Raw genomic sequence first — 19,465 nt, 5'->3', positions numbered from 1 at the left:
AAAGAAAATTGGATAATTGAAATAAAAAAACGATATAAAAACTTCAAAGTCTATTTTTTTGCTAAAATACGTTATTCTTAAGAAAAACAAATTGGGGGTAGTGGCTATATTTTGTACTTTTGCGAAAAGATATTGTAGTTCATGAAAAAAATTCAAATGGTTGACCTTAAAGGTCAATACGAAGAAATAAAAGAGCAGGTAGACGCGTCTATGCAGGAGATTATACAGAACACCTCTTTTATTAATGGTCCCGAAGTACATCAATTTCAAAAAGAATTAGAAGAGTATTTAGAAGTAAAGCACGTTATACCTTGTGCTAACGGTACAGATGCTTTACAAATTGCTATGATGGGATTGGGTTTAAAACCAGGAGACGAAGTAATTACAGTAGATTTTACTTTTGCTGCCACAGTAGAGGTTATCGCACTTTTAAACTTAACGCCAGTATTGGTAGATGTAGAGCCTCATACTTACAATATAGATCCTAAAGCTATAGAGAAAGCAATTACATCTAAGACTAAAGCAATTGTCCCTGTACATTTATTCGGGCAAAGTGCTAATATGGATGAAGTAATGAGAATTGCTAAAGCTCATAATCTTTTTGTGATTGAAGATAATGCACAAGCGATAGGAGCTAATTATAGATCTAGTGACAAAAGCATTAAAAGAACTGGAACGATTGGTGATGTAGGAACAACATCATTTTTTCCTAGCAAAAATTTAGGGTGTTATGGAGATGGAGGAGCTCTTTTTACCAACGATGATAAATTAGCTCATACCATTAGAGGAATTGTTAACCACGGGATGTACGAAAGATACCATCACGATGTGATAGGAGTAAACTCTAGGTTAGATAGTTTGCAGGCAGCAGTGTTGAGAGCAAAATTACCTAGATTAGATATTTATAATGAAGCTAGAAAAGAAGCAGCTTTCAAATACAGTACTGCTTTTGATAGTAATAAGAACATCATCACTCCAGAGGTGGTTAGTGATTGTGACACCCATGTATTTCATCAATACACTTTGCGTATTATGAATGGAAAGCGAGATGCTTTGGTAAAACACTTACAGGAAAATAATATTCCTTGTGGTATTTATTATCCAATCCCATTGCATGCTCAAAAAGCTTACGCTGATGCGGAACGTTATAATGAAGAAGACTTCAAGGTAACCAATCAATTAGTGAAAGAAGTAATCGCTTTACCTATGCACACTGAATTAGATGAAGATCAAATACGATATATCGCTAAAATGGTGAATGATTTTGTAGGGAAAGACTAGAGATTGGAATAGACAAATAAATAAAAAAAAGAGGCTTTTTAAAAGCCTCTTTTTTTATTTAATATGATTGAGTTGGTTTATTGTTTAATGATTTTCTTTACGGAAGTAGAACCGTCTATCATTCTAACTTTTAAAAAGTAGGTTCCGTTTGGTAAGGAAGACAAATTAAGTTGTAATTTATCTTCATTTATGCTTTTCACTTCTAAAATTACTTTCCCCTGAATATCATAGAGCTGTATTTGAGCATCACTTTGTTCTAACTTTAAGTTTAAGGTTTCTTTTACAGGATTTGGGAAAAAAGTAAAAATTTCATTTTTAATGTTTTGGGTGTCAAGTCCTCCCACAGTTAAATGAATCATTCTGCGCTGGATTTCAAAATCTGGATAAGCCGGGTTTACAATTTTACAATAATAATCTCCGCTATCTGTAGTTTGAGCATTGGTAATGGTGTATAAATTATTTGTTGCTCCAGGAATAACAACATCATCTTTATACCATTGGAAGGTGCTTGTGGCTGTTAACTTGCCAGAAGGGTCTTGGTAATTTACCGTTAAAGTAACATCATCACCAGGTTGTATATTGATGTCATCTTCAGTATCTATCGTATATTGAGGGTTAAAACTAAACTGAGGTATATTATTTACATAATAATCATATTCATTTGCAATATCTGCAAATTCAAATTGATTATGGCTAATAGTAAAAGCTCCTAAATATGGCATATTTGTAAAGTCAGGTAAATCTCCTGACAAATTATTACTATAGCTTATGCCATTTATATTCCAATTATGACCAGATAGACTCAACCAACTTAAGTTGACTAAGTTCTCGAAACTAGAAGGGACATTTCCACTTAGACCACAGGAGTCTAATAATAAATGATTCAAAGAGGTTAAATTTCCAATTTGAGAAGGAATACTCCCCGAGAACAGATTGTAATCTAACCATAACATAGTTAAATTGATTAAATTCCCAATACTTGTAGGGATATTACCCGTTAATTGATTTTGTTGTAATGCTAATATTTCTAAGTTAGTTAAATTGCCAATAGTCGAGGGAATATTTCCTGTAAGTTGATTTATATCCAGACGAAATAATTTTGCTTCACTTAATAAATCTATATTGGAAGGTATAGAGCCATCTAAGTTATTATCAATTAATATTAATGAATTTAACCTTCCATTTTTCATATCAATTCCTTTCCAATCATGTAAAGGTTTGGTGTTGTCTAACCAATTTGTGTTATCATTCCAACTGCTTCCATTCGTATTACTGTAAAGTTGTGCTAAAAAAGGATATTCAGGTTTGTTATTTGGGTAATCATCTAGCATTATGATTTCACTTTCTAACTCTAAACCTGTTACTACCGTATTGGTTACTTTACTAACATAGTCTCCGTAATCATTCGTATTGTTAATGGTAACTTGCAAAGTAGAGTTGGTTGCTCCTGGAATTAACGTTCTGTTATGGTACCATTCATAAACATTATTATTTCCAGAAATGGGAGAGGTAATGGTATAACTGGAATTTACAGGAACAATCTCTGTGACTTTGTTACCAATTAAACGTTGGTTTTGGTATTCAAAATTTAGTGTGTTGTAGATAATAAATTCGTCTTCAAAATCTCCAAATTCAAAATGATTCCCATTAATCCAAAGAGTATTTAAGTTAGGTAAACCTGTTAAGTCAGGAATATCTCCGCTTAACTTGTTGTGATTTAATGCTAATCCCGTAAGTTGAGTACAATTTACAATAGAGGCTGGTATAGAACCAGAAAGTTGATTATTACCCCAACCATTGGGGTTGCCGACAGCAAAAGTTTCAAGTTTAGTTAAGTCGCCTATATTGGCTGGTATAGGTCCGCTAAGATTCGCACCTTCAGCAATAAATAATTTAAGCTCTGTTAAGTCTGTAAATTCTGTAGGGAAATTCCCGCTTAGGTCACTATTGTTAGTGAAATTTAAAGAAACTACATGTTCTTGGTTATTAACCATTGCGGTACTCACATATTCCCAAGTATTTACAGGATGAGTAGTATTCCAATTGGTGCTGTTTCCCCAATTAGGTCCATCTAGGGCGTTGTAAATAGCAATAAGCGCATTTCTTTCGCTGGTTGGGACTTGACTATATGTACTAAATACAGATAAAAAACAAATAGTTAATAGTAATAGTTTTTTCATAGATTAATTTGTATGATTTCTGAAATTAAGTCTCCTGACTCATCTAATCCTTCAATATGTAATAGTAAGTTAGGAGTAAGTGTATTGACGATTTTAAAATTTTTAGCATTTTTCATGATAAGGTTAGGTTCCCAATGAATAGTGCCGTAATATAAAAAATAATCAGATTGCAAGTTGTTATATTCTGGATTATAAAATTCTTTCGAAGAGCTAAAGCCGTTTTGAGCTTGAAGTGTTTTTATTGTTTTTTTTATTTTATCATGTTTAAATCTAGAATCTTTTCTGGTTAAGATCCTAATTACACCACCACCTCCAAATAAACCTTCTCCTGCTCCTAACTTATTAAATTTAATAGATTCTATTTCAACAGTTTCTAAATTTCTAAGGGTGAGGCCTTGGGGTTGCACAAGGACTCCGTCAATATACACTTGGGTAGTCATTTGACCAAACTTATTTCCTGCACCTGGGGTTATAGTATAATATCGATTAGAAAATACCTTCAAACTATCTGGGGTTTTTTCTACTGTAAAACCTTTAGATTTAATTAAATCAGTTACATATTTAAAGCTTCCTGGCAAATTTTCATTTATGTTTACCTTTTCTGTAAAATTATCTATTCTTTCATAAGCATCCTTACGTCCCTTGCTAGTAAGCATAACAGCTTCTAATTCGTTGGTGTTTAAAAAATTCTTTGGGTCTTTGGTAAAAATATTCTTTTTATGGTTTACAATATTATAATTTACCTCTCTTTTGTAACTAGAGTTAAATTTGAAATAAGTCTCTATAGTTTGCGGTGAAAAAGAAGGGTAAGTTGATAGCGAAACGTTAGAAAACGAAATTTTTTTATTTTTTTTATTAATTATACCAATAGAGATGTCTTCGTTTTTTAAAAGATAAAGGCTGTCTATTTTAAATTGATCGGTATCATCTATAGCTAAAGTTTCGAATAAATTGGAATGATTAGAAGTAATAAACACTTCATTATCTCTTTTTTTATTTCTATCTAGAACCGTTCCTACAATTTCAAAGCCTGTATGTCGTGGGAAAGGTTCTTTTTTTATTTCAGAGAAGATTTCATACCAATTATATTTACTCCAGCCTTGGGTTAATAATAATAAATCTAGATTCTCCATTCTTTTTTTTAAGGGTTCTTCCTGGGTGAAGTATTGATTTTCTTTTTCAATAAATCCTTTTATATAAGGCTTAAGCTTAAAAGTAGAAGTAATATTTTTTGTAGGTAGATAAGCATTTGTTTTAGAGGGTAGTACAGATATACTTAACTTTTTAAGTTCATTACTATAAGATTCTAAGCCTATCTCTAAAGAATCAATATGATTTTTTATAAGTGTAGCTTGTAATTTCGGTTTCTTTAATTTGTAAGGATTGTAAATTAAGCGTTCTAAAATGGGGTGAAAGTTTTCATTAAACACGGTAATAATATTAATTCCATCAAAAAACTCATCAGTATCAACTTTAAGTTTTGTGCCCAAAAAACCTCTTACAAATTTAAAGTCCAAAGTTTTCATTAGACCATCTTTATGAATCGATAAATAATATTTTTTTTGAAGTAAACTAGGTAATGTTTTCTCATTTCCCTTAACTTCAATTACTGCTGTTTGTTTGTTAAAGGAACGTAAATTGAGATTAACTCCTACTTTTTCTGAAGGTTCCATCTGGTGTTTAATCGTATCACCTTTTGGGGTTATAAAATCTATAAAATAGTTTTTATTAGTTTCGGGAGTAAATGTAAATTTAGAAAAGCCCCATTTATTAGATGAAAACTCTTCTAAAGTATCTTGTGATGAATTATAAAAAATAGCTTTAAATGGGATACCTTGTGCATTAGAATTACTCATTTTAACACCTAAAGTATTTTGTATATTCGCAATTAAATGTCCGCCTTCAGGTAAAACGTGGAGGTCATAATTTTCTAGGGATTTTTTTTGGGGTTGTGCTTTCTCTTGTCCCAAAACCGTAAACATTTGTATGAAACTAGACTTTTCCTCAAAGTTTTTCATATACTCTGTATAAGCCGTAATGTAATACTTTCCTGGTTTAAAATCTTTTTCATTTAAATTGAAATCACCCCAACTTTTTCCACCATTCATATAAAGAGTTTTATGAGTAATGAAATTTTGATTTTCATCATAAATACTCACTTCAAGATTGGTGATTTGCTTATTAGGTTCTTGCAGTTGAATATTATAAGCGTAGGCAGCAAACCACAAAGTTTCATTTACAAAAAATGAAGTTTTATTGAGATGCAAATAGAGGTAATCTGGTTGAACTTTAAAGAAATTTTTATATTTATCTCCTAATTCTCGTATATTTTTTGGATTTGCTTGAGAAAATAAAAAGCTAGATATTAGGAAAAGGCTAAAGAATAAAATTTTTTTTAACATAAAAAATTGATTTCTTCAATATAAAAACTTTTTTTCAATTAAGGTTTTATATTAATTTTTTCTGAAATAATTTTTCCCTCTGTGGTAAGACCTTCTATGTAAAAAGTAATCTCTTCGGTAAGTGTATTTAAAAATTTAAAGCTTTTGCTGTTTTGGTTATCAAAATTTAAAGAGGGAACCCAATGAATAACGCCATATTTTTGAAAATCTTCACTGCTAAAAGAACTGTATTTGGGAGCATAAAAAGATTTATTAGAAGAAAACCCATCTTGCAATTCATATTTTAAAGCCAATTCTTTCACTTTTGTATTTTTATAACCATAGCTTTTTTTCGTTATAATTTCAATAGTACCTCCAGCACCAAATAAACCTTGACCTACGCCAGACTTGTTAAGTATTACCTCTTCGATATCTTTGGTTTTCAAGATTAATAGCATATTTGAGAATTCATAGTCTATTGGCATACCATCTATAAAAACTTTAGTAGGGATAACCCCATTAATTGTAGACACTTGCCTTCTAGATCTTATGGAAACATTGTTAATTCCTCTAATAACATCATAACCCTTAGTTATTATATAGTCTAAAAAAAATTGGTAGAAGTTTGAAATATCTTCGTCAAAAACTATAACATCTTCAAAAGCAGATGATCTAGAACGTACTCGGTTAATATTTTCCCCCTGTAAGATCACGGTATCTAATACTTCATCAGAGATAAAACTTTTTGTATTAAAGTTGGTTGGAGCATACACATCTTTTTTATTAGAAGTTGGGAGTCTTAGCCTCTCTATACTCTCTACTTTATTTTTTGGTAAAGCAGTAATGAACAATTGTGGCTTTTTAGTTTTATCATTTCTTTTCTTTATTGAGCCTATGTATAATGAGTCAGTCTTAATAACGAATAAACTGTCTAGTGTAAAATTTCCCGTATTATCAAGTTCTATAACTTCAAATAAACCAGAATGATTAGATTTTACATAAACTTGATCAATTTTTTTAGGGTTGTAATTGTTTACTTTTCCGTTAAGGGAAAATCCAACCTCAGACTCGTAGAAATTTTTTGGAGGATGGTTAAAAACATCATTCCATCTATATTTACTCCAACCTTGCGTAAGTAAAAGTAAATCTAAATCTAAATCATAAAATCGCTGTCGCGGATTTTCCTTATCAAAATAATATGATGCATTTTCTACCTGTCCTTTTAAATAAGGCTCTAGAAAGAAAGCAGAAGCTATACTTTGGGTGGAGGTATAAGATTTAGTAGCCGAAGGTAAAACGGAAATACTTAAACTTCCTTTCTTTATATTATCTGTAAGTTGCACTTCATATTCTAGAGAATCTATATGATTTTTCTTTAAAGAAACAGATGCATCTATTCTCTTAGCTGTTATTTCTTTGTAAACTAATCGCTCTAAAATAGGCTGTTTCTTTTCATTAAATATAGTAATGGTATTAACCCCAGGATTTAATGAAGATTTTTTAATAGGTAATATTACTTGAGTATTATTGTTAGGAAAAAGAAATTCCATCGCATTCATATTTCCGTTTTGATGTACCAAAACTGTATAAGGCTTTTGCTGAATTTCTTTTAAGGTTTCTCTATTGGTTTGGATCGATAAAATAACTTGTGTGGGATGAAGGTTGTTGACCGATAATGCTATTCCCTTTGTATTTATAGGAGGTAAAGAAGAAGTTATGTTATTTTCATTAGCTAGATATACAACTACTTTATATTTTTCTCCAACCGTAGGTGTAAAATTGAATTTAGCCAAACCAAATGAGTTCGATTTGAAGTTAGTAATTGTTTCGTTTTTACTGTTTTTAAGTTCTGCATTTAAGAATTCAACTCCTTTTCCATTTTGATCAATAAGTTTAACGCCTACGCTATTGTTAACATTGGTCAAGAAATGTCCGCCTTCAGGTAACATCTGCAAATCGTAAGCTTTTTTTACAGAAGGAGAATTTTCCGCGGAAGTGTAATTACCTAGAATTTCTATGGTTTCATGAAAAGCTAAATCTTCTCTAAAGTTTTTCATATAATTTGTTGAAGCTTTAATTTGATATATACCAGGAGTCAAACCCAGTTCGGTAATATCAAAGAAACCTTCTCCAACGCCTTCGTATATAAAAATAACTTTAGAAGCTACCTCTTTACCACTTTTGTCAAAAAGCTTGACTTGTAAATTGGTAGTTGATGTATGGGGTAATAGATTTTTACTGCTATAAGAATAGGCTGTAAACCAAACTCCCTCTTGAGGTACAAATTTGGTTTTATTAAAATGGAGAAAAATATTCTCTCTATCGAGTTGAAAAAAATTACTTTGAGCTTCTTTAATCCTTTCAAATGAATGAATAGGAGTTTGCGAGAAGGTAATACAAGTAAATAAGAAAACGAATAGAGAGAATAGTTTTTGCATAGAATTGTTTTAATTATAATTGAGGACTGGTCGTAACCATAGTCCTATCTACTTTTTTTACTAAACCTTGTAAAACTTTACCGGGACCAACCTCGGTAAAAGAAGTGGCGCCATCTGCAATCATATTTTTTACACTATGAGTCCATTTTACAGGTGCTGTCAATTGAAATATTAGATTTTTTTTGATTTCTTCGGGAGAGCTAACGGCAAAAGTGCTTACATTTTGATAGATAGGGCATATAGGTTCACTAAAGTCAGTGTTTTCTATAGCTTTTGCTAGTTCTTCTCTAGCAGGTTCCATGAGCGGCGAATGAAAAGCTCCTCCAACAGGAAGTTTTAAAGCTCTTTTTGCTCCGCGTTTCTTTAATTCTTCACAAGCTCTATCTATAGCAGCTACTTCTCCCGAAATCACTAATTGCCCAGGACAGTTGTAATTTGCAGCCACGACAATACCTTCAGTTTCTGCACAAACAGCTTCTACCAATTCATCTTCAAGACCTAAAACTGCAGCCATGGTAGATTCTTGTAGTTCACATGCTTTTTGCATCGCTAAAGCTCTTTGGGAAACCAACCTAAGAGCATCTTCAAATTTTAATGTCTTATTGGCTACCAGAGCAGAAAATTCTCCTAAAGAATGACCTGCAACCATATCTGGCTTTGCAAGATCTCCTAATATCGTATGTAATATTACAGAATGAAGAAAGATAGCAGGCTGAGTAACTTTAGTTTCTTTTAATTGCTCTGCGGTTCCTTCAAACATAACATCAGTGATTGAAAAATCTAATATTTTGTTCGCTTCATTAAACATCTCTTGAGCTTGTGGGTATTTTTCATAAAGGTCTAATCCCATTCCAGAAAATTGCGCTCCTTGCCCAGGATATATAAATGCTTTCATAATTGTTTTTTTTAGGTGAAAAACAAATGTAATAAAAAAGGTTTAAGTACAAGAACTGTACCTAAACCTCATTTGGAGCAAAACCTCAACCTAAACTTTATAGATTCAGTTTACCTTTTTCTCCAACATCTTGCTGATTTCCAGTAAGGCTTGCCAACCCCATTTTTAAGAAACTAATATATTTATTAGATTTAGTATCCCAATAATAAGCTTCTTTAGGTGCAAATTTAATAGCGGTTAAGTTGGGGTCATTAACTCCATTAAACCAGTTATCTGAAATGCTTGAATATAATTCTTCTAAAATTTCTTGCTTTAATACGATCTCTGCATCACCATAAATACTTATAAATTGCTTATCGGAAGGATCACTATATAATAATTGAGTTTTACTATCTTTACTAATGTTTTTATTGTGTTCGCTATCACCCGGACTTAAGAACCAGATATTTCCTTGCTCATCAATTTTCTTTTGCGTCATAGGAACAGCATCTAAAGGATGATCGCCTAAATTGGTGATCATCATACTGGTCTCTATATTGCTAGTCATTTCTTTTAGCTTGTTTAAAGCTTCTTCACTGTTTTTGTTTTCAGTACTCATGTCAATAGTTTTTTCTTAAAGGTAAGGCTGTAGATCAAATGTTTCCGTCAAGGAAATACTAAAAAATATAGTAAGAATGTTAAGCTTTGTGAATGAGGTTAAGAAAACCGACTAATGATTTCTTGGCAACGAGGAAAGTAAGAACTTCCAAAAATATTTAAGTGAACCAATAAAAAATAGAGTTGAAATATAGGTTGGCGCTCTCTCCAATTTTTTTCTAATAGAAAATGTTCCTCATAACTTTTAAAAACTACATCGGGAAAACCGCCAAATAATTGCATCATGGCTAAATCAATTTCTCTAATGCCAAAATGCGTAGCAGGATCTATAAGCGCAATTTGGTTTTGGGTTGTGGCGATAAAATTTCCATTCCACAAGTCTCCGTGAATTAATGCTGGAGCTTCTTTAGGAATTAAGTTTTCTAAATTTTTTAAAAATCTATCTGCATTTTTAAACGTGAAGCCACTTTGTTGAGCTAATTGTAATTGCGGTATCAATCTCAATTCTCTGTAAAAATCGATCGCATTTTTATAAATAGGCGTATTGATTTGGGGTAAAGAACCTATATAATTATCATTAGAGAAGCCAAAATATTCTTGTGTTTGTTGATGCAAAAGAGCCAAGTTTTCAGAAAAGAATTCCCAATGATCTTGGGTGACTGCCTCTGAAGAAATATAATTCATGATAAGGTAAGTAACATTTTCTATTTCTCCCCAACCTTCTATTTGAGGAATAATAAATGTATGCGTAGAGCTAAGAGCTTCTAAACCTTCTTTCTCTCTTTTAAATAAATGAGGTAGATAAGTATTTGAGTTAAGTTTGATAACCTTTTCACCGTTAGAAGTGCTTACGTGAAAAACTTCATTGATATCTCCACCATACAGCTGCTGAATATTAGAAACTATAAATTTTTCCTTTTCAGTAATAGTATGTAAAAGAGAATTGGTGATCAATCTTATTTTCTAATGTAGGTTAAATAGGTGAACGCATAATCGTGCTTTTCATCTTTTTCGTGAAAAACTTCTTCTGTTAATTTCCATTTATTTTTATCAAAATCGGGAAAATAGGTATCCACCTCAAAATTACCGTGTACCCGCGTCAATTCAATTTTTTGAACAAAAGGCAATGCCAATTCATATATTTCTCCTCCACCAATAATAAACGGTTGCTCATCGTAACTGGCAAAAGCCAATGCGTCGTCTATGTGGTGAACTACTGTACAACCTTGAGGCTGATATTCTTTATCTCGAGTAAGAACAATATGTGTTCGGTTAGGAAGAGGTTTGGGAAAAGATTCAAATGTTTTTCTTCCCATAATAATGCAATGTCCAGTCGTCAATTTTTTAAATCGCTTAAAATCATCGGGTAGATGCCAAACCAAGTCATTATCCTTTCCTAATTCATTATTTTCTCCTGCTGCAGCAATTATCGTAAGCATATTAAGAATTGATTAAAGGGTTATCGGGTTTCTTAAAATCAGAGTCATCTTGAAAACGACCTTGAGGTAAAGGATGTTCTTTATCTACTTTTTGCTGTAGTTGTTCAATTTTTAACTGCTGTTTCTCTACGAGTTTTTCCAATTGCTTTTCTTCCCATTCCTTTCCCATAAACGTATTGATAAGAAAAACGTTTATAAAATGAATCAGTAAAAAGAAAAACCAAGCTAAAATTGCCCATACAAACCAATCGGTATTAAAAGGTCTAAAGTTTTCTCCAAACTTTAATACTAAATTAAGAATGATAAAAAGGATAGAACCGGCTAAGAAAACAACAAAATGAGCCGTAAGTCTTTTCTTTTGCTTAATTCTTCTTTGAGCGTTTTCAATAAGTGATCGCTGCTGCGGATCTATTTTAGAAGATTTCGTATGTGTAGAACTCATAATAACTGTAAATTAGTAGTATTCAAATTTAACATTTTTGAGGCACTTATTTAAAGCTTATGAATAATTTAATAAAACACTTCCCGCTTATAGAACATAATACTTACTTAAATACTGCGGCAACAGGATTACTATCAAGAGAGGTTTTTGACTATCAGCAAGATAAAAATATAGACTTATTAACGCAAGGAAGTTTAAATAGAGATAAAGAAGCAAAAACTTTAGCAGAAACAAGAGAAAAGCTCGCTCAGTTTTTTACCGCCGAAGCAGCTAGGATAGCGTTGGTTCCTAATTTTACTTTTGGATTCAATACCATTTTAGAAGGCTTACCTAAAGATACTACGTTTTTGCTTTTAGAAAACGATTACCCTTCTGTTAATTTAGCGGTAGAAGCTAGAAATTTTAAAATTCATTATACTAAGATTAGCGAACATCTAGAACAGAATATCTTACAAAAAATTGAAGCTGAAAACCCTCAAGTTTTAGCACTGAGTCTGGTACAATACCTTAACGGAATTAAAATTGACCTTTCTTTTCTGCAAGAACTTAAAAAGAGATTTCCTCAATTGCTTATCATCGCCGATGGAACACAATATTTAGGGACCGAGGAATTTAATTTTTCAATATCTGGAATAGATGTGTTGGGAGCGAGTGCTTACAAATGGCTCAACGCTGGTTTTGGAAATGGTTTTTTTATGTTTAGCAAAGAAGCCGAACAAAGAATCTCCCCAAAAACGGAAGGTTTTGGCTCTCACATAGGAAAATATAAAGAAGAAGGAAATACGCTAATCGGAAGGTTAGAACCAGGCCACCTTAATTATACCAATATAGGAAGCATAAAAGTTGCTTTAGAGCTGCAAGAAAAAATAGGAAAACAAGCGATAGAGAAACAACTCCAAACGCTTTCCGCGGAAGCAAAAAAACAATTTACCCAATTAGGTTTGTTAGAAGATTGTGTAGTAAAACGAGAAAAAAACGCTACTATTTTTAATTTAAAAGGCGACGAAAAAATATTTCATCGACTCACACAAAACGGAATTATTTGCTCGCAACGCGGTAACGGGATTAGAGTTGGTTTTCATTATTACAATACGTTGGAGGATTTAGAAGTGTTGATGAAAATTTTAAGAAGGTAAAATAGTATGAAATTATTTATTTTAATAGTATCATTTTTGGTAAGTAACTTAACATTTTCTCAACAATCAGAGATTTTGATTTCTAATAAGAAAAATTTTCAAAAATCTATTTTATCTAAAGTTAATCTTAAAAAAGAAGTTGTTGATACAATTATAAAAGTTAAAATAATTGGAGAAGGTAAATATCTATTTAATTCTAAAAAGGAAAAAGAACTTTTAGATTATGATATGAGTTTTACTACAGCAATTTCATTTTCTATTAAAGGGGATACTAATATATATTATTATCCTATTGGTAAGAAAGTTTTAAAAAAATATTAAATAAAAAACTTACAAATAAAGAAATTGATCTGAAGTTTTCTCTTTGTAAAAACGAACCATTCCCTATAATCTATATTTCAGGAGTACATTTATAAATAGTATTATAACTTTATTTTTAAAGAGCCAGAATAAATATAATCTGGCTCTTTTTATTTTACTTCTTCTTAAAAATATAGTTTTTATAAAAACCTTTGTCGTCGGTAAAGAATTCGATGACTTTAAGACCGGCCTCATCGGCGAGCCATTCTACGACTTCATCGTCATATTTTTGAGAGATTTCGGTATGTATGGTTTCCCAAGCTTTAAAATTAATATTAAGGTTGAGTTCATTAATCGATACTTCTTGTTCTTTTAGGCTTACCAAAAAGCTCTTTGCGGTCCCCGTTTCAGGATCGTAAGTTTCCCAATGTTTAAAATTTTCAGTATCAAAATTAGCATCTAGCTCCTTGTTGATGCGAACCAAAAGATTTTTATTAAAGCGTTCTGTAATTCCCGTAGGGTCATTGTAAGCATTGAGAATGGTCTCTGGGTTTTTCTTTTGGTCAAAGCCCATAAACAACATATCTTCGTCACTCATAGCCACTTGAATGTTTTTAAGAAATTCAATCGCTTTATCGTGCATCAAGTTGCCAATATTAGAACCTAAAACCATAATCGCTTTTTTGCGCGTATTATAATCGGCTAAATTTTCTAAAACCTTAAAATAAGAACCTTGTAATGTTTCTACTGAAACTTCAGGGATTTTCTTTTGCAGTGAGTGTTCTAAATCATCTAAAATATGCTGACTTATATCTACGGGAGAATATTTAAAATCGTAATTTTTATCTACGAGGTGTTGTAATAAGATCTTAGTTTTCTTGCCATCGCCAGCTCCTAGTTCAATCAAATCAAAGCCTTTTTCTCCATTAAAATAATCCGCGATAAGCGAAGTATGTTTTTTAAGGATATTAAACTCGCAATTGGTCAAGTAGTATTCAGGCATGTTCATAATGTCCTGAAATAACTTATCTCCTTTTTCATCATAAATAAATTTTGAAGATAAATATTTGGGGTATTGAGTAAGGCCTTCGTGCACATCTTGGGCAAAGTCTGAAGTGTATGTAGTCGTATTTTCTTTTTTCATAGTGATAGGTAGGAAATTATTTGGCCAGTCTTAATCCGTTAAACTGCCATCTTAAATGCGGATGAAAGAAATTTCTATAGGTAATTCTAGTGTGATTTTTTGCCGTTGCAATAGAGCCTCCTCTTAATACTTTTTGGTTCACCATAAATTTACCATTGTATTCTCCTAGAGCTCCATCTGGCTTTTTGTAATTGGGGTAAGGGGAATAAGCACTTTCGGTCCATTCCCAACGTTTTCCCCAATGAAATTTATGTTGAGCGGCTTCCCATTCAAACTCTGTTGGAAGGCGCATTTCTTTCCATTGAGCAAAGGCAAAAGCTTCATAATAAGAAATATGGGTAAGCGGAGCTTTTTCCGTTAACGGAATTAATCCGCCAAGGGTGTATTGATACCACTTGTCTTTTATGCGATGCCAATAGGCAGGAGCTTTAATGTTTTCTTGTTGAAGCCAGTCCCATGCTTCTGCATGCCATAGTAGCACATTTTCATATCCGCCAGCTTCGATAAATTCCACATATTCTTCATTAGTAACAAGTTTGTTAGAAATAAAGAAATCATGGATGTAAACTTGATGCACGCCTCGCTCATTGTCATAACAAAATTCATGTGTATTGCTATGACCAATCGTGTATAAACCTTTAGGAATGTTTAACCATTCTTGATTGTGCTTATCAATTTCATTTTCTTCAAAGTTATTGCTGTAAGCAGGTAGTAAAGGGTTATTGCCTAAAATATATTTAATGTCGGTTATTAAGAGTTCTTGATGCTGCTTTTCATGATGCACTCCAATTTCAATGACATCTTCTAATTCTTTAGTAATCTCATTTTTTTCTAAAAAATCGATTAAAGCTTGAGTTACATACGCACGGTACGCATAGATTTTTTCTACCCCAGGACGAGATAAGTTCCCTCTATTGGTTCTAACGACTTTTTCGCCTACACTTTCATAATAGCTATTAAATACAAAAGCAAAATCTTTATGAAACAATTCATAATCGGGAGCGTTTTCTTTTAAAACAAACTCTTCAAAAAACCAAGTAGTGTGCCCTAAATGCCATTTTGGTGGAGAAACGAACTCTACAGGTTGCACTACGTAATCTTCAATTTGTAATGGTTTACAAATAGTCTCGGTAGCATTTCGAGTAGCTATTAATTCTTCCAAAAGATCTTGGTGTATTTTCATAATGAGTGTTTTTTTGCAACTCATCTCAAAGTTACACAATTTTAAATACGAAAATCTTTAAGGTATGTTAACGCCAAAAAAAACCTTCTCAATGGGAAGGTCGTAGGTTTAAAAAGTAAAAGGCACTTTATATTTTATAGCTCGAGCTTTTCCGTTAAGATGACCCGGTTTCATTTTTGGAATAGCAAGAATATTTCTTTCGGCTTCTTTTTGTAAAAGTTCTCTTCCGCCAGTAGTTTCAAGAATTTTGGTTTTCCCTGTCTTATCTACTACAAAACTTACAATTACTCGTGTGCCTTTATCTTCGGAGCTATAACCTTTTGGAAATTTAAAATTTTGCTGAATATGCTTGGCTAGCATTTGATTAAAGCAATTTGATTTTTGACTACTTTCCTCGCACCCTGGCCAAACGGGAGCTACTTCTTTAGAAGATACTTTGTTGCCTGATGCAGTTTGAGAAAACCCAAACGATGAGGTAAGGATTAAGGTTAAAATAAAGATATATTTTTTCATAATTATTGGTTTTAAACCGCAACTTTAGCTTTAATATGCGGATGTGGTTGGTAGTTTTCTAAGGTAAAATCTTCAAAAACAAAGCCAAAGATATCTTTCACTTCTGGATTAATAACCATTTTAGGAAGTTCTCTGGGCTCTCGAGAAAGCTGTAATTCTACTTGCTCTTGGTGGTTATTATAAATGTGAGCATCACCAAAGGTATGAATGAAATCTCCTGCTTCGTAGCCGCACACTTGCGCCATCATCATGGTAAACAATGCATAAGAAGCAATATTGAAAGGAACGCCAAGAAAAATATCGGCGCTTCGTTGATAAAGTTGACAAGACAATTTACCGTTGGCTACATAAAACTGAAAAAAGGCATGACAAGGTGGTAAAGCCGCTTTTCCGTTAGCCACATTTTCATCAAATGAGACCGATGTATCTGGCATTACGCTAGGATTCCACGCAGAAACTAACATTCTTCTGCTGTTAGGATTTTTCTTTAGGGTCTCTACAATATCTTTAATTTGATCAATCTCTTCGCTGTTCCAATTGCGCCATTGATGACCGTAAACCGGACCTAAATCCCCGTTTTCATCTGCCCATTCATTCCAAATTCGTACTCCGTTATCTTGTAAGTATTTTATGTTGGTGTCTCCTTTTAGAAACCATAAAAGTTCATGAACAATTGATTTTAAATGCAACTTCTTGGTGGTCACCATGGGGAAGCCTTCACTCAAATCAAAACGCATTTGGTAGCCAAAAACACTTTTAGTACCTGTCCCTGTGCGGTCTCCTTTTTCATTACCGTGTTCTAAAACGTGTTGAAGTAAATCGTGATATTGTTTCATGAATAGTATTTTGGGCGTTCGGGCGGGCTTTCGCAAGTCGCTTTTTGTTTTGTTTCTCGACTCTGTTCGAAATGACAAAACAAAAGAGCTTCAACAAATCGCTTAATCCCTAACGCAAGTCTTTTGGTAAAAATATAAAAAGAAGCTAAAAATGAATGATAAAAGATTAATTTTTAACTTCTATATAATTCCGCGAAAGCGAAAACTTTTTAAATGTATATTCAATATAGATCTTTTTCAAAGTGAATTGTTGCAATATATTTTTATTGAATTGCGTTAATGTTTTAACTATAAATCAATATTTTATGAAAAATTATATTTTTACTTGTTTCATTTTGTTTTTTGTTAGTTTTACTCTACATGCTCAAACAGAGGAACGGAAAGAAACGTCAAATTTTAGTTTGGGGTTAAATTTTAGTTTAGGAAACTCAATACTTAACTCGGAAGAGTTTAAAGACCTTAATGGCTCAGTTTCTGGAGCTCGATTAAATCTTATTTATGACTTTAAAAATGAAAGTTTTGTAAGTTGGAGAATTGGTTTGGGGGTTGAAACGGCTACTTATAATGCTAACTTATTTTCCAGTATAGGACAGACGAGTTTGCAGTCAGACTATTTAAGGATACCTTTAAAATTTAGTGCAGTTTATAGATTAGGTAAAAATGAAAACAGTGTGTTGAGCAATACAAAATTCGTCGCTGGTGTAGGTGGTTTTTTAAATTATGTTTATAATTATGAAGTGAGTAATATTGAAAACTCGACAGATTTAGAGGATGTGGATTTAGATTTTGGTTATTTATTTAGTTTAGGATTAGAACAAGAGATTTCACAAAATTTTACAGCAGTTTTATGTTTTGATTCTAGTTTGATGGGATATGAAAATGATAAAGATAAACTGAAGTTTAATAATAACGTTTTTAACCTTGGATTAAGGTACAGCTTGTAAAAAGATTTTTCAATTAAAAGAAAAGCTTGCATTTAATATTTTTAATTGCAAGCTTTTTTAATGAGATATCTATCCAATAATCATCCCAGCGATAGTGGCTGAAAGTAATGAAGCTAACGTTCCTCCAATCACAGCTTTTAAACCAAATTTAGATAGTGTTTTACGTTGTCCTGGTGCTAAAGAGCCAATACCTCCTAATTGAATCCCAATAGAAGCAAAATTGGCAAATCCGCATAACATATAGGTAGCCATTATTATTGATTTCTCATAAGTAAGGCTTAATGCTGTTGCAGGATCTTTTAATTCGGCTAATTGAATGTAACCTACAAATTCGCTTGCGGCAAGTTTAATTCCTAAGAGTTGTCCCATAAGCATCATATCTTCGGTGGCCACACCTACTAACCACATAAGAGGAGCGAAAACGGTTCCTAAAATAGCTTCAATAGAAAAACTTTGGTAGGGGGTGTTTTCGGCTAAAAATCCGTTAAGGTAAGTCCAATCTCCAATTTTAGCAAAACCATAATTAATCATAGCGATGAGGGCTACAAAAACCAGTAGCATAGCCCCAACGTTTGCAGCTAGTTTAAGACCTTCGGTAGTTCCATTAGCGATAGCATCTAAGATATTAGTTCCTATTTTCTCTTCTGAAACTTCTACACTTGTATTGATTTTTTCCTGCTGAGGATATAATATTTTAGATATAATAATAGCGCCAGGTGCAGCCATGACAGATGCTGCTAATAAATGTTTCGCAAACTCTAATCGAACAACAGGATCATCGCCACCTAAGAAACCAATGTAGGCTGCTAAAACTCCACCAGCTACGGTAGCCATACCACCAACCATCACCAAAAGAATTTCAGATTTGGTCATTCGCTCTAAATAAGCTTTAATCATTAATGGAGCTTCAGTTTGTCCTAAAAAAATGTTTCCAGCAACACTTAAGCTTTCTGCCCCAGAGATGCCCATCAACTTGGTAAGCACCCAAGCCAGCCCCTTAACAACCACTTGAATGACTCCTAAATAAAATAGTATAGAAGTTAATGCGGAAAAGAAAATAACAGTAGGTAATACTTGAAATAAGAATATAAAGCCAAAGCTTTCTACATCCATCATTCCGCCAAGTAAAAACTCACTCCCCGCAGCGGTAAAATCTAATATTTTGACAAATATTTTTCCTACAAATTCAAAAGCTACTTGTACCCAATAAACTCTTAAGACTCCATAAGCTAAGAGAAGTTGAGCCCCAAGTCCAACACCAACCGTTTTCCAATTAATGGCTTTGCGGTTGCTGCTTAGTAAGAATGCGATCACTAATAAAGAGAACATCCCTAAGGCTCCGCGCCAAAAACTTTGAAAGGTAAAGCCTTTACTTTTTATAATATTCTTCGTAGGAAGTAATAAGGTTTCTTTGGCTACAGAATTTACTTGAGAAAGCTGTATTTCTTTCTCATTTTCGATTAAAGTAAGTGTAGAATCTGTGAGCGTAGAAATCTTAAATTTACGAATACTGTCTTGTGGCTGATCGTAAAAAAAAAGTAATAATTTATTTTGTAGAAGGTAATTTCCCTTAGCGGAAATACTGTCTTTAAAGCTGTATTGAAAAACTCCGCTCTGGAGGTTAAGTTCATCAAAATCTAATGATGTAGTTTGAGAACTCTCAATTTTCCAGTCTTTTTCTATAGTTTGAGCATTTACGAAGCCTAAACTAATCATAGAAAAGAAGAAAATAATTTGTAACTGTCTTTTCATAAAA

Annotated in this window: 17 protein-coding genes; 4 read left to right on the top strand and 13 right to left on the bottom strand. The window is 32.6% G+C overall.

Annotated features, from left to right (window positions below; translation table 11 throughout):
- Window positions 1-141: 141 nt before the first annotated feature.
- Entirely contained in the window at window positions 142-1,281 is a 1,140-nt protein-coding gene (locus tag LX95_RS05720) for a DegT/DnrJ/EryC1/StrS family aminotransferase (RefSeq protein WP_111540484.1), read from the top strand.
- A gap of 77 nt (window positions 1,282-1,358) precedes the next feature.
- On the opposite strand, the gene LX95_RS05715 is transcribed toward LX95_RS05720, so the two are convergent.
- The 8 genes from LX95_RS05715 to LX95_RS05680 form a co-directional block, all read right to left on the bottom strand.
- Window positions 1,359-3,461, bottom strand: coding sequence for a leucine-rich repeat domain-containing protein (locus tag LX95_RS05715; RefSeq protein WP_111540483.1), 2,103 nt, complete (start codon window positions 3,459-3,461; stop codon window positions 1,359-1,361).
- On the bottom strand, window positions 3,458-5,863 hold the full coding sequence (locus LX95_RS05710) for an RNA polymerase beta'' subunit family protein (RefSeq protein ID WP_111540482.1): 2,406 nt from the start codon (window positions 5,861-5,863) through the stop codon (window positions 3,458-3,460). Before LX95_RS05710 ends, LX95_RS05715 begins: the two co-directional genes overlap by 4 nt.
- 38 nt (window positions 5,864-5,901) lie before the next feature.
- Window positions 5,902-8,280, bottom strand: coding sequence for a hypothetical protein (locus tag LX95_RS05705; RefSeq protein ID WP_111540481.1), 2,379 nt, complete (start codon window positions 8,278-8,280; stop codon window positions 5,902-5,904).
- 13 nt (window positions 8,281-8,293) lie between these two features.
- Window positions 8,294-9,175: an ACP S-malonyltransferase gene (gene fabD / locus LX95_RS05700; protein ID WP_111540480.1), complete on the bottom strand. Its 882-nt coding sequence runs from the start codon at window positions 9,173-9,175 to the stop codon at window positions 8,294-8,296.
- Between the two features lie 97 nt (window positions 9,176-9,272).
- Window positions 9,273-9,773, bottom strand: coding sequence for a pyridoxamine 5'-phosphate oxidase family protein (locus LX95_RS05695; protein WP_111540479.1), 501 nt, complete (start codon window positions 9,771-9,773; stop codon window positions 9,273-9,275).
- 98 nt (window positions 9,774-9,871) lie between these two features.
- On the bottom strand, window positions 9,872-10,726 hold the full coding sequence (locus LX95_RS05690) for a fructosamine kinase family protein (RefSeq protein WP_170116583.1): 855 nt from the start codon (window positions 10,724-10,726) through the stop codon (window positions 9,872-9,874).
- 2 nt (window positions 10,727-10,728) lie between these two features.
- Window positions 10,729-11,211: a dihydrofolate reductase gene (locus tag LX95_RS05685; protein WP_111540477.1), complete on the bottom strand. Its 483-nt coding sequence runs from the start codon at window positions 11,209-11,211 to the stop codon at window positions 10,729-10,731.
- A 1-nt stretch (window position 11,212) separates the two neighbouring features.
- Window positions 11,213-11,653 carry a 2TM domain-containing protein gene (locus tag LX95_RS05680; protein WP_111540476.1) on the bottom strand — a complete coding sequence of 147 codons (441 nt, stop codon included), beginning with the start codon at window positions 11,651-11,653 and terminating at the stop codon, window positions 11,213-11,215.
- 59 nt (window positions 11,654-11,712) lie between these two features.
- Here LX95_RS05680 and LX95_RS05675 point away from each other — a divergent pair, with 59 nt between their 5' ends.
- Both LX95_RS05675 and LX95_RS05670 read left to right on the top strand, forming a co-directional pair.
- Complete coding sequence (locus LX95_RS05675; protein WP_111540475.1) at window positions 11,713-12,789, top strand: aminotransferase class V-fold PLP-dependent enzyme; 1,077 nt, start codon at window positions 11,713-11,715, stop codon at window positions 12,787-12,789.
- A gap of 6 nt (window positions 12,790-12,795) precedes the next feature.
- On the top strand, window positions 12,796-13,110 hold the full coding sequence (locus LX95_RS05670) for a hypothetical protein (RefSeq protein ID WP_111540474.1): 315 nt from the start codon (window positions 12,796-12,798) through the stop codon (window positions 13,108-13,110).
- A 154-nt stretch (window positions 13,111-13,264) separates the two neighbouring features.
- Here LX95_RS05670 and LX95_RS05665 read toward each other — a convergent pair whose 3' ends face one another.
- The 4 genes from LX95_RS05665 to LX95_RS05650 all read right to left on the bottom strand — a co-directional run bounded on the left by LX95_RS05665 (window position 13,265) and on the right by LX95_RS05650 (window position 16,765).
- On the bottom strand, window positions 13,265-14,233 hold the full coding sequence (locus LX95_RS05665) for an L-histidine N(alpha)-methyltransferase (protein ID WP_111540473.1): 969 nt from the start codon (window positions 14,231-14,233) through the stop codon (window positions 13,265-13,267).
- A 16-nt stretch (window positions 14,234-14,249) separates the two neighbouring features.
- Window positions 14,250-15,416, bottom strand: a complete 1,167-nt coding sequence (egtB, locus tag LX95_RS05660) for an ergothioneine biosynthesis protein EgtB (protein ID WP_111540472.1) — start codon at window positions 15,414-15,416, stop codon at window positions 14,250-14,252.
- Between the two features lie 108 nt (window positions 15,417-15,524).
- Window positions 15,525-15,929, bottom strand: coding sequence for an energy transducer TonB (locus LX95_RS05655; protein WP_111540471.1), 405 nt, complete (start codon window positions 15,927-15,929; stop codon window positions 15,525-15,527).
- Between the two features lie 11 nt (window positions 15,930-15,940).
- Entirely contained in the window at window positions 15,941-16,765 is an 825-nt protein-coding gene (locus LX95_RS05650; protein ID WP_111540470.1) for a thymidylate synthase, read from the bottom strand.
- Between the two features lie 305 nt (window positions 16,766-17,070).
- On the opposite strand from LX95_RS05650, the gene LX95_RS05645 reads away from it, so the two are divergent.
- Window positions 17,071-17,709: an outer membrane beta-barrel protein gene (locus LX95_RS05645; protein ID WP_111540469.1), complete on the top strand. Its 639-nt coding sequence runs from the start codon at window positions 17,071-17,073 to the stop codon at window positions 17,707-17,709.
- A 69-nt stretch (window positions 17,710-17,778) separates the two neighbouring features.
- Here LX95_RS05645 and LX95_RS05640 read toward each other — a convergent pair whose 3' ends face one another.
- The gene (locus LX95_RS05640) at window positions 17,779-19,461 is read right to left on the bottom strand and encodes a NupC/NupG family nucleoside CNT transporter (RefSeq protein WP_111540809.1); all 1,683 of its coding nucleotides are present in this window, start codon (window positions 19,459-19,461) and stop codon (window positions 17,779-17,781) included.
- Between the last annotated feature and the right edge of the window lie 4 nt (window positions 19,462-19,465).

This window comes from Mesonia algae (genome assembly GCF_003253545.1).
In the GTDB taxonomy this organism is placed as follows: domain Bacteria; phylum Bacteroidota; class Bacteroidia; order Flavobacteriales; family Flavobacteriaceae; genus Mesonia; species Mesonia algae.
This window is presented reverse-complemented; position numbering and strand designations above follow the sequence as displayed.